This is a genomic window from uncultured Methanobrevibacter sp. (assembly GCF_902771435.1).
In the GTDB taxonomy this organism is placed as follows: Archaea; Methanobacteriota; Methanobacteria; order Methanobacteriales; family Methanobacteriaceae; genus Methanocatella.
In genome coordinates, this window is the sequence record NZ_CACXXB010000036.1 from 1 (window position 1) to 11,775 (window position 11,775).

Genomic DNA, 11,775 nt, shown 5'->3' on the forward strand with positions numbered 1-11,775 from the left:
CGAGAGCATTTAATTACAAATATTTGTTAGTTACATTACAACAGATCTCGCTAAAAAGTAGTAGATAATTCATTTACTTTTTAATCATTTTGTTCGTATAGTATAGAACAAATTTCACTAAAAGTAGTAGATAATTTAAAGTGCGTTATGCCAACGCCAATATGAAGCTGGTCAAAAGGAATCAAAAGTTGCATAATCCCGATTCGCCTTTGCTGATTGGGGAAGTTAAAGATAGTGATGTTGTAATGGAAGTCAATGAACCCAGCTATATTGATACTCAACAAATGTTAATTTGATTGTTTTCAATAAAAATTATTGTTTTCATATTGTAATATTGTTTTAATTCTTGAATATTCTTTTTACTTATTTTTTTATCTTTTATTGTTAAAATAACTAATTTTAAATAATTAGAACTTCAAAATATCTATGTAAATATGGTTAATCATAACTTCGATTATTACTTAAATAAAATTAGTATAATTGCTTAAATATAAATAGTATAATTGCTTAAATAAAATTAGTATAATTACTTAAATATAAATAGTATAATTACTTAATTGGTGGTAATGTGGAATATATTAAAAGATATGTTGATGAAGAATTAAATGATATACTTGAATGTATGGGTGCTGTTTTAATAGTGGGGCCAAAATGGTGTGGTAAAACAACAACTGCGACTCAATTCGCCAAAACAGTAATTGAATTGCAACATCCTACATTAGGTAAATCATACATTGAACTGGCAGATGTGGATCCATTGTTAGTATTGGATGGAGAAAAACCATTGCTGATTGATGAATGGCAAATGGCTCCTGAATTGTGGGATGCAGTAAGATATTCAGTTGATAAAACTGATGGTTATGGATTATACATTTTAACAGGTTCTACAATTGTTGATAATTCTAAAATAAATCATAAAGGTGTTGGAAGGATTCACAGGTTGATGATGAGGCCGATGAGTCTGTATGAAAGTGGCGATTCAAACGGTAAGATTTCATTGATTGATTTATTTAATGATAGTGATGTTAAAATTAATGGAGTTACTTCAGATTTGTCTTTAAGTGATTTGACTTTTTTAGCTTCCCGTGGGGGCTGGCCTGAAACATTGAATATTAAAGACAAGCGAAAACAATTGATTGTGGCATCTTCCTATTTTGATAACATATGTCGTGATGATACTTATAATATTGATGGCGTTAAACGTGATTCAAAATTATTTGAAGCGATTCTTAGGTCTTATTCACGTAACATTTCAACATTAGTTGCCAATACAAAAATAATGTCGGATATTGAAGAGAATTACGGTAAAATTTCCGAGCCTACATTTTATTCATATATCTCTGTTTTAAAAAATCTCTTTGTCATTGATAATGTTCCGGCATGGGCTCCAAATATTCGTTCAAAGCAAAAAATAAGAAAATCTGAAAAAAAGGAATTTATAGACCCCTCAATTGCAGTTGCAGGTCTTAATGCAACTCCTGAAATGTTGGTGTATGATTTGGAAACTTTCGGATTCATTTTTGAAACCTTATGTATTAGAGACTTAAAAGTATATTCCGCACCATTGGGTGGAAAAGTATTATATTATAATGACGGTACTTTGGAAGTGGATTGTGTTTTGCAAATTGCTGATGGGCGTTATGGATTGATTGAGTTTAAATTAGGAGATAAAAGAATTGATGATGGTGCAAAATCCTTATTGAAAATGGATAAGTTGATTAAACAAAAAATTGCTGAAGGAGATACACATATTCCGGAACCTAGCTTTTTAGCGGTTATAACGGGTGATTCGATTGCAAAAGTTCGAAAAGATGGGGTGATGGTAATTCCTATTGGTGCATTAAGATAAATATATGTTAAATTCGCAAAAGAATAGATAATTATGAAATTTTTAAGAATAAATTCTTTGTACTGTCTGAAACAAAATTTGAATTTATAGTAGATAATTTCTATACTATTATGCCAACAGCAACATGAAGCTGGTTAAAAAGAACCAAAAGTTGCACAATCCGGATTCACCATTGCTTATCGGTGAGGTTAAAGATGATGATGTTGTAAAAGAGGTTAATGAACCTAGTTTCATGGGTGCTCAAACTTTATTAAAAATGGATAAGTTGATTAAACAAAAAATTGCTGTGGGAAATACACATATCCCGGAACCTAGCTTTTTAGCGGTTATAACTGGTAATCCAATTGCAAAAGTTCGAAAAGATGGGGTAATGGTAATTCCGATTGGAGCATTAAGATAATAATATTACTGTCAATTTAATCAAAAAGATTCATGATGACAGAAAATACTAGATTTTTTGAATTAACCCTGTTCAAATCATAATTTCAGAGCATCATTCGGACAACTGTGAACACAATCAAGGCACAATATGCATTCCGTACCGTTTTCTCTTTTTCTGGAATTGTTTAACATTTCAACATCCATCGGACATGCCTTTACACATTTGCCGCAACTGATGCATTTATTTTCATTAACTTTAACTCTTAAAAGTGAAAAATAGCTTGAAATTTTTAAAAATACAGTAATCGGACAAACATATTTGCAAAATGCACGATTATCTTTAAGATAAAATGCCAGAACAATTCCAAGAATATAGTAAATAATATTTCCTAAAATAAACAGGAAGAATATTATTGAATCAAGATTAGCAACTTTAAAAATGAATAGTGAACATACACCGCATGATATTGCTACAAATAATATGTATCTGACATACCCCCAGTTTTTCCTTTCATTTTGAGGGGTTGTATAAGGTAGCAAATCCAATATCATTGCTGTCCAGCAGGCATATCCGCACCATCCACGGCCAAACAGTAATGGCCCAAGGATTTTTGCAATTAGAAAATGAATAACTGCACCTTCAAAAACACCTAAACTTAAATAATACCAAAATCCGGACAGAGACAAGTTTTCATGACCTAAAATGCCAACATAAACAAACAGGTAACATCCAACTGCAAGCATAATCAGGTTTCTTGCGTATCTGTTATTTTTACCCATCATGAACAGTCCAACAGCTATTGCAGTTCCGATATAGAGGAAATTGAATATGAAAAATGTGTTGGAAGTTGTAATATATACCAGAACAGAAATCGCGATGAAAATTAACTCCATAATTATTGGCGCTTTAATGTTCATGAATAACAATTTTTTAATCACAATAATTAAATTTTATGTATAGCTAGGGATATCAAAAAAAGTTTTTCATGATATTTTTAAAGCGGAAAATAATGATAATTTTATATGACTACATCACAATGTTTGTATTATTCATATTAAACAAATAGTTAATTATTATCTTTCCGATATTGGAAAAAATATTGTCTAATCAATAGATAAACTAAACAATAGTTATAACTTTAAATATTTCTAACAATAAAAATTACAATCATGTCAAGAACTTACCTTAAATTTAAAAGTACAAACAGAGAAGAGGAAGAGCAAACAATATTGAGAATTTTGGAAGAGAACAAATACAAAAAAAGAGAATCCCAAGGAGAGGAATTTTATCAACATGGATCTGGAATAGTCACATCTCCACAGTTAATTAAATACACATTTAAAGATGACATGATTGTAATAGAATCATGGGTTAGAAACTTTGGATTCTTCGGTGAAGACAGTTTAGATGGTTCCAGCCAAATATTTGCTAAAAGATCCGCTAAAGGGGCATTAAAAAAAATTCAGGAAGGGCTGGGGTTAGAAATTATTGAACAAGGAACTTTGTAATAACTGTTCACAGATGAACAAACCTTATTTTTAATTTTTTAACAAGATTAGGCGTATTGTATAAACTGAATTTCACTAAAAGCAGTAGATAATTTAAAGTGTATTACGCCGACGCCGACATGAAGCTGGTTAAAAAAACCAGAAGTTGCATAATCCTGATTCCCACTTTTGATTGGTGAGGGTGATGCTGTAAAGGAAGTCAATGAACCGAGCTATATTGACAATCAAACTTGATTAATCTAGTTATTTTTATCTTATCATTCACTTCGTAAAATAAACAATATAAAATTAAAAAATAGTGACTTTGTGTCACATCATTAATTCAAAAAAATTTGGTGCTGAAATTGGCGGTTAACCAAATCCAGCTAAAAGACCTATGTTATAGATTAGAAATGACACAACATATGCAGTTACAAAGGTAATGGCACACATTGTCAAAGCCCATCTATATCCATTCATTTCATGCTTAATTGCAGCAATAGTACTGAAACATGGGATATACAATAAAGTAAATGCCATAAATGAGTATGCAGACAATGGGGTGAAAGTATCCTGTATTAAATGTGTCATACCATTTTCATCATCTTCGTTCATTCCTCCAAGAGTACCGAAAGTAGATACAATAACTTCTTTTGCAGCTAATCCTGCGATAAGAGCTACAGCCGCTTGCCATGTGCCGAATCCTAACGGAGCAAAAATTGGGGCGATAAAGCTACCTATCATACCTAATAGACTGTCAGCAGATCCGTATTTAACACCTAACGGGAAGCTACTTAAAGCCCATAATACAATGGAACATCCAAGAATTACTGTTCCTGCTTTTTTTATAAATCCTACAACTTTTTCTCCTGTATGCAATAATACTCCTTTCAGTGAAGGAAGCTTATATGATGGAAGTTCCATTACAAATGGAGTTGTCACACCTTTCAGCAATATTCTTTTGAGAATTGAGGCTACAATAAATGCCACTATGATTCCTAAAAGATAGATTGACAGCAATATAATTCCGTTATATTCTTGGAAAAATGCTGCAATGAATATTGCATAAATAGGTAATCTTGCTGTACAGGACATGAATGGTACAAGCATCATAGCAATTTTACGGTCATTATCATTTTCTAATGTTCTTGTTGCCATGATGGCGGGCACTCCACAACCAAATCCTAAAATCATTGGTATAAATGCTTTACCATGAAGACCAACAAGTTTATGCATAATTAAATCCATAGAAAATGCGGCTCTTGCCAGATATCCACAATCCTCAAGAATGCTTAAAAATAAAAATATTACAAGAATTATTGGTAAGAAAGAAAGGACTCCTCCAACACCTCCAATAACCGCATCACATAAAAATGATGTTAAATATGGATTAGTAATAAAACTGGCCAGAAATTCAGAAAGCATATTAAAACATTGCTCAATTAAATTTTGAAACGGTGCACTTACATTATATGTTATTTCAAAAATTATATACATTAATACAACAAAAATAGGAAATGCTAAAAATTTGTTTAGCACGATATCATCTATTTTATCAGTAAGGGTTTTTCCTTCAACGGCATTGATTTCAACAGATTTTGCCATCACATCATCAATAAATTCGTATCTTGCACCTGCAATTATTTCTTCTGGACTTTCATCATAATTCTCATTAAGGTTTTTTAACACATTATCCAATTCTTTAAAAATTGCTGAACTTTGTGGTGAATTTTGAACCTTTTGAATAACAATTGAATCATTTTCAAGCAATTTGATTGCTGTCCACTGTGAAGGTACATCAAGTAATTTTTCATCCTTTTCAATTAATGACTGCAGATTCACAAAATGACTTTTTAACTCAGCATCATAAGTTAAACTTTTGGAAGTGTCAACTGGATTTTCTGCTTGCTTTTCTACACTGGCAAACAATTCTTCGATTCCCTGACCTGTTTTAGCATTGATATCAATTACTGGAAAACCTAAAATTTCACTCATCAAATCAACATCAATTAGATAGCCTCTTTTTTTTGCAAAATCATTCATATTCAGTGCTAAAACTAGGTTTGCTCCAAGTTCCATCATCTGAACAGTGAGGTATAAGTTACGCTCCAAATTAGATGCATCAACCACATCAATAATCACATCCGGATCTTCATCAACTATAAAATCCCTTGATACAATCTCTTCCATCGTATGAGCACTTAATGCATAGTTGCCGGGCAAATCAACAATCTCATAATCATATTTTCCACGTGAAAATTGACCTATGGCTTGTTCAACTGTTTTACCTGGCCAGTTTCCAACATGCTGATGCATACCCGTTAGCTCGTTAAAAACAGTTGTTTTTCCAACATTTGGATTTCCTGCCAATCCAACTTTTAAATTTACCATATAACTCTCCTTTCATTAAATTTTAATTAATATTAGCTTAAGTATCTAATATTTTGCATGTCAAATATTATATTTTAATTTTAATATTATTTAATGGTATTGTGCAAGAATTCTCCAGTTTCTTTAACTTTATTGTGCTAGAATTCTCCGGCTTCTTTAAGCCGGGGATGAATTGCACAATAAAGTTAAATCCTTCTTTTGCTTTTATTATTGTTTTTTCATCGTATAATTCTTTATTGTTGTCTAAAGTAAATTCAACCAAATCATAAATGACTTTATTCAATAATTTTCCTTTATCAGTTAGAAAATATTCATCAACCTCTTTTTTAATCAATCCCTGTTCTTTCCATGAATTTCAAACTTCTGGACAATGCCTTGTTTGACATTTCAGGTCTCTCCTTTTGAAATTCGCTAAATCTGGTTTTTCCAAAGAACATGTCGCAAATAATTTGCAAAACCCATTTTCTATTGATTATATCGAGGGACAATTCAACTGGGCAGTGAGTAAGTTCAAAATCAAAATATGTCATATGGTTTAAAAGTTTCTATTTTGTCTTATTTTAATGTTTAGGTGTCATAGCCGTCACTTTAACTTTTTATAGTTATCTATTAAGATAATTAAACATGACATTAAAAGATAATCTTCCAAAAATTGCCCTTGGCGCTTGGGCATGGGGTAATGATGGAACATTTGGAAACGAACATAGTATTGAGGATTTAAAACCAATCTATGATAAATCAATGGAATTGGGATTGAACCTTTGGGATACTGCATATGTCTACGGCATGGGAAAATCTGAAGAGGTTTTAGGAGAGTTCTTAAGGACTTCCAATCGGGAGGATTTTGTAATTTCAACCAAGTTCACACCGCAGCTTGCTGAAATGTTCGAGGCAAATGAGGTAACCTCAATGTATGAAAACAGCGCAAAAATACTGGGCGTTGAAGACATTGACATATTTTGGATTCACAATCCGGTTGGAGCGCCTGACTGGACTAAAAAGCTGGTTGAAACCGCAAAAGAGCATGACATTAAAATGATAGGTGTTTCAAACCATAATCTTGCAGAAATCAAAGAGGCAAATGAGATTCTAAAAGAGGCAGGCTTAAAGCTTGGAGCAGTTCAAAACCATTACAGCCTACTCAACCGTTCATCTGAAGATTCAGGAATCCTTGAGTACTGTAAAGAGAATGACATAATCTTTTTCTCATACATGGTTTTAGAGCAAGGCGCATTATCAGGCAAATACGACACTGCTCATCCTTTCCCTGAAGGATCAGACAGGGCAAATGCATATGGTGGAAGCTTGGCTGAAATTGAGGAGTTGAATAAGGCAATCGCAGATATTGCAGAAAATCACAATGCAAAAGTTGCACAATTGCCGATTGCATGGGCAATAGCTAAAGGAACACTTCCAATTATTGGTGCAACAAAGGTTCACCACGTTGAAGATGCGGCTGAGGCAGTAGACATCGATTTAAGTGATGATGAAATTAAAACAATGGAAGAATTGGCAGATAAGGCTAATATCAATACAATAAGGATTTGGGAAAAGGAAATGAAATAATTTCTTTTCCTTACTTTTTTTACTTATGATTTTGTGGCATTTTTGCCACTAAAATTATTAAAACATTAATGAACAAATAATTTTTCATGGCTCTTGAAGAAAAATTGTATGGAAATCAATTTGAAAGAAACATTGTGGGCAGTGCAATTAAAACCATAAGCAATAAATGGACATTTTACATTTTGAAGGATTTGTTTTTGGGAAAGAAGCGTTTTACACAATTTCAGGAAAACCGTCCAAATCTGGACAATAAATCTCTTTCAAGATGCCTTAAATCAATGGAAAACAACAATTTAATTGAAAAAAAGATTAATGATCATGAAACAGAATATTTCTTAACTTCAAAAGGAAGGAAACTAAATAGGGTATTGTATGAATTAATCATATTTGCTTTGGATACTCATGAGGGAGATTTCTACACGGATGATGAGATTACCTTTATAAAAGAAACTTATATTGATATTCTTGACTTAGATGGGGGATGATATGTTGGATAAAAAAATTGTTTTGGTGCTGATTTTCATTGTAGCAATATTGAGTATTTCTGCAGCCAATGCATCTGAAAACAGGAATAACGCAACCGGTGTAGTCGTTAATAATGAATCAATAAGTGACAGTATGTCTATATTCAATGAATCCGCTGCTTCAAATGGAAGTGCCCAAACAGAATTGACCAAAAGCAATTCAGCGGAACCTGAATCGATTTCACTGTCTGTTTCAAAATTATCAACAACATACGAATCCGGCAAATATTTCAAGGTAAAAGCGATTGACAGCAAAACTAAAAAACCTGTTGTGAATGTTAAACTTATTTTAAAAGTATATTCCGGTAAAAAATATAAAAAAGTCACTGCAGCAACTGATTCCAATGGAATTGCAAAATATTATGCATCTAATTTAGGCATTGGCACTCATAAAGTGACAATAAATGTTAAAGATTCTAAAAAGTTCTTATCAAAGATTAAATATAGTTCGATTAAAATCTCAAGGGCTAAACTAAAAATTTCAGCTCCAAAAATCACAGGATATTATAATGAATCTAAAAGGTACAAGATTGCGGTTAAAAATAGGGAATCCAAAAAACCGATGAAGAGTATTAAAGTTATGATAAAGGTTTTCACAGGTAAAAACTATAAGAAGTACTCTTTGAAAACGGATAAAAAAGGGATTGTAAGTTTCAACATGAAATCATTGCCTAAAGGCAAACACAATGTTGTTATCAATATTAAATCAACTTCTAAGGTTAAATCGGCTGTTTTAAAAACATATATCAAAACTATTGCTCGTTCAAATGTAATAAACCTTAAAGTCAATAATCATGTTTTAAAGGTGAAATTGGAAGATAATTCCGCAGCAAAAGCACTGATGAACAAGCTAAAGATGGGTGATGTTACAATTCATGCTGAAGATTATGGAGGATTTGAAAAAGTTGGGGATTTGGGTTTTTCACTTCCGAGAAGCGACAAATACATAACCACCTCGGCAGGCGATATCGTGCTTTATGAGGGTGATGAGATATCACTATTCTATAATTCAAATTCCTGGTCCTATACAAAACTGGGCAAGGTACAGAATATTAAAGATTTGAAGAAGATTTTGGGAACTGGCGATGTAAAATTGGTTTTAAGTTTAAAATAACAAGATGGGTGATATGGTGTCTTTCATTAAAAAAATTTGTTTTATAGTTGTATTTAGTTTAATTGCTTGCACTGCGGTTAGTGGGGATGATAGTATGGATGATTTAGTTAAAGTCAAAATCAATGATGAGGTATTTGATGTTAAATTGGAAAACAATTCTGCCACACAGGATCTGATTAAAGAGCTGAAAAAAAGCAACATCACAGTCAATGCATCGGAATATGGGGGTTTTGAAAAAGTGGGAGATTTAGGCTTTTCACTTCCGACAAGTGATGAAAATATCGGTACTGCTCCGGGGGATATTGTATTGTATCAGGGAGATAAAATATCCTTGTTTTACGGTTCCCATTCATGGAGCTATACAAAACTGGGTAAAATAAATAATGTTGGCTCAAATAAGCTAAAGGAAGTTCTGGGGTCCGGTGATGTCACATTGGAGTTCAGTTTAAAATAATTATAAATTTTATCAAATAATATAAAATGTGGTTATTATGGAAAATATTGAGATAACAAAAGAATGGGACAAGGTTTTTCCCAAAAGCGAAAATGTAAATCATGAAAAGGTAACATTCAAAAATAGGTATGGAATTACTTTGGTTGCAGATTTATACAAACCAAAAGATTCTAAGGAAAAATTGCCTGCTATTGCATGTGCAGGACCATTCGGTGCTGTAAAAGAACAGGTTTCAGGTCTTTATGCACAAAAATTGGCTGAAATGGGATTTTTGACAATAGCTTTTGATCCTTCATTTACCGGTGAAAGTTCAGGTGTGCCTCGTGATATGGCATCTCCAGACATAAATACTGAAGATTTCCAGGCTGCAGTTGACTATCTTGTCACTTCAGATGATGTTGACGGTGACAGGGTTGGAATTTGTGGAATCTGTGGATGGGGAGGAATGGCATTAAATGCTGCGTCCCTTGATACTCGTATCAAGGCAACAGTCACATCAACAATGTATAATATGACTCGTATTACTGCAAAGGGATATTATGATGCGGATGATAATGCAGATGCGAGATATGAAATGAAAGTTGCCCTAAACAATCAAAGAACCGAAGACTTTAAAAATGGTGAATATGCAAAAGCCGGAGGGGTCATTAAAGAGGTGACTGATGACCTGCCTCAATTTGTAAAGGATTATCATGACTTTTACATTGAACCGTTAGGATATCATCCAAGATCCCCCGGTTCAAATGATGGATGGAATGTAATAGGATGCATGTCATTCATATCTCAGCCGATTATAGCTTATTCTGATGAAATCAGAACACCAATTTTAATGATTCATGGGGAAAATGCACATTCCAGATATTTCTCAGAGGATGAATTTGCAAAATTGACTGGGGACAATAAGGAGTTAATGATTATCCCTGATGCGGTTCACACGGATTTGTACTATAAAACTGATGTAATTCCATTTGAAAAGATTGCAGAATTTTTCAATGAAAACTTGTAAGTTACTTTAAAAAGTAACTATTATTTTCTTTTTTTGTTTCAAGAAAAATTTCACTATTATTAATAGGATAATTTCGTTACTATTGAAGAAACCTTCATGGCCGGACTTTCAATATCAGTTGTGTTCAGTCCGTTTTTCTTCAAATCATATTTTAATAATACGCTTTGTACTGATGCTTCGCCGGGTGTAGCTATGGTCTTGCATTTTAAATCTGAGATTGACTTAACTGATGGATTATGACAAAGCAAACCGCTGCCCTCATTTTGGGCTCCTGCAACGATTCTTACGGGCACTCCTTTAGAGATGGAGTATATTACTGGTGTTATTCCAACATAACCAACATCTAATTCGCCGCTGGCCATTGCACTCATCAAATCTCCACCATTATTGTATTCATGTAATTCCACTTCAATTCCCGCTTTGTTAAACATTCCTGTAGCATTTGCGACAAATAATGCTGCATCATGGTCTGTAGGTAAATATCCGATAGTTACAGTTTCTGGATTTTTATCCGACATGCCGTATATCGTAAAAATAACTAGTAAAAAACTGCTATAATTACAGTTAATCGAATAATTTTTCTATTTTTTGACATTATCATTCAAACTCCTATATATTTTATCATAGCATTGTTTATAAACAATGATTATATTTTTGGAGTATTAACAATAAATATTTGTTTCTAATTTTTTTATCATTGAATACAAGCAGTCTCTTAAATCTAAATCCTAATTTAAAATCAAACAATCAATCACTTACTAATTTTCATAATGAATATGTAACGAATATCTATTTTAATGTTATGTCCAATATGTCATCGCCTTCAGACATAAATAAAGTTTCTTATTTTTTTATAATGTAATATTTTTTTCACATATTTTGTTTATTTTTTTTTAAAATATGGACTCTTTCAAAAACTTTGTTGATTTTCATAATCCTTTTTGCGGTTGTCATTCCAAATTAGATCTCTGCGATAGATTCGTTTTAAAACACCTCGTGTGG

At 32.5% G+C, this 11,775-nt stretch carries 14 protein-coding genes; 9 read left to right on the forward strand and 5 right to left on the reverse strand.

The features are described from left to right. The first annotated feature begins 140 nt into the window (after window positions 1-140). The 3 genes from QZU83_RS08735 to QZU83_RS08745 all read left to right on the forward strand — a co-directional run bounded on the left by QZU83_RS08735 (window position 141) and on the right by QZU83_RS08745 (window position 2,249). Entirely contained in the window at window positions 141-296 is a 156-nt protein-coding gene (locus QZU83_RS08735; protein ID WP_295611452.1) for a hypothetical protein, read from the forward strand. A 326-nt stretch (window positions 297-622) separates the two neighbouring features. Continuing rightward, on the forward strand, window positions 623-1,849 hold the full coding sequence (locus tag QZU83_RS08740) for an ATP-binding protein (RefSeq protein ID WP_295611487.1): 1,227 nt from the start codon (window positions 623-625) through the stop codon (window positions 1,847-1,849). A gap of 124 nt (window positions 1,850-1,973) precedes the next feature. Continuing rightward, window positions 1,974-2,249 carry a hypothetical protein gene (locus tag QZU83_RS08745; RefSeq protein WP_295611455.1) on the forward strand — a complete coding sequence of 92 codons (276 nt, stop codon included), beginning with the start codon at window positions 1,974-1,976 and terminating at the stop codon, window positions 2,247-2,249. A 77-nt stretch (window positions 2,250-2,326) separates the two neighbouring features. On the opposite strand, the gene QZU83_RS08750 is transcribed toward QZU83_RS08745, so the two are convergent. Further along, a complete protein-coding gene (locus QZU83_RS08750) occupies window positions 2,327-3,148 on the reverse strand; it encodes a 4Fe-4S dicluster domain-containing protein (RefSeq protein ID WP_295611458.1) in 822 nt (273 codons plus the stop codon). Between the two features lie 252 nt (window positions 3,149-3,400). On the opposite strand from QZU83_RS08750, the gene QZU83_RS08755 reads away from it, so the two are divergent. Then, entirely contained in the window at window positions 3,401-3,739 is a 339-nt protein-coding gene (locus tag QZU83_RS08755; RefSeq protein WP_295611460.1) for a hypothetical protein, read from the forward strand. A gap of 351 nt (window positions 3,740-4,090) precedes the next feature. Here the strand turns inward: QZU83_RS08755 and feoB are convergent, their stop codons facing one another. The 3 genes from feoB to QZU83_RS08770 all read right to left on the reverse strand — a co-directional run bounded on the left by feoB (window position 4,091) and on the right by QZU83_RS08770 (window position 6,639). Next, complete coding sequence (feoB, locus tag QZU83_RS08760; RefSeq protein WP_295611463.1) at window positions 4,091-6,109, reverse strand: ferrous iron transport protein B; 2,019 nt, start codon at window positions 6,107-6,109, stop codon at window positions 4,091-4,093. Window positions 6,110-6,176: 67 nt separating this feature from the next. Beyond that, window positions 6,177-6,443, reverse strand: a complete 267-nt coding sequence (locus QZU83_RS08765; RefSeq protein ID WP_295611466.1) for a hypothetical protein — start codon at window positions 6,441-6,443, stop codon at window positions 6,177-6,179. Further along, a complete protein-coding gene (locus QZU83_RS08770; RefSeq protein ID WP_295611469.1) occupies window positions 6,436-6,639 on the reverse strand; it encodes a helix-turn-helix domain-containing protein in 204 nt (67 codons plus the stop codon). Before QZU83_RS08770 ends, QZU83_RS08765 begins: the two co-directional genes overlap by 8 nt. A gap of 94 nt (window positions 6,640-6,733) precedes the next feature. Here QZU83_RS08770 and QZU83_RS08775 point away from each other — a divergent pair, with 94 nt between their 5' ends. From QZU83_RS08775 to QZU83_RS08795, 5 genes are all read left to right on the forward strand, one after another. Beyond that, entirely contained in the window at window positions 6,734-7,675 is a 942-nt protein-coding gene (locus tag QZU83_RS08775; RefSeq protein ID WP_295611473.1) for an aldo/keto reductase, read from the forward strand. Window positions 7,676-7,761: 86 nt separating this feature from the next. Next, complete coding sequence (locus QZU83_RS08780) at window positions 7,762-8,160, forward strand: helix-turn-helix domain-containing protein (RefSeq protein WP_295611476.1); 399 nt, start codon at window positions 7,762-7,764, stop codon at window positions 8,158-8,160. A gap of 1 nt (window position 8,161) precedes the next feature. Further along, window positions 8,162-9,313: a cyclophilin-like fold protein gene (locus QZU83_RS08785; RefSeq protein WP_295611479.1), complete on the forward strand. Its 1,152-nt coding sequence runs from the start codon at window positions 8,162-8,164 to the stop codon at window positions 9,311-9,313. Between the two features lie 94 nt (window positions 9,314-9,407). Continuing rightward, window positions 9,408-9,767, forward strand: coding sequence for a cyclophilin-like fold protein (locus QZU83_RS08790; RefSeq protein WP_295611482.1), 360 nt, complete (start codon window positions 9,408-9,410; stop codon window positions 9,765-9,767). Window positions 9,768-9,804: 37 nt separating this feature from the next. After that, window positions 9,805-10,773, forward strand: coding sequence for an alpha/beta hydrolase (locus tag QZU83_RS08795; protein WP_295611483.1), 969 nt, complete (start codon window positions 9,805-9,807; stop codon window positions 10,771-10,773). Between the two features lie 59 nt (window positions 10,774-10,832). On the opposite strand, the gene QZU83_RS08800 is transcribed toward QZU83_RS08795, so the two are convergent. After that, on the reverse strand, window positions 10,833-11,291 hold the full coding sequence (locus tag QZU83_RS08800; protein ID WP_295611486.1) for a MetQ/NlpA family ABC transporter substrate-binding protein: 459 nt from the start codon (window positions 11,289-11,291) through the stop codon (window positions 10,833-10,835). Between the last annotated feature and the right edge of the window lie 484 nt (window positions 11,292-11,775).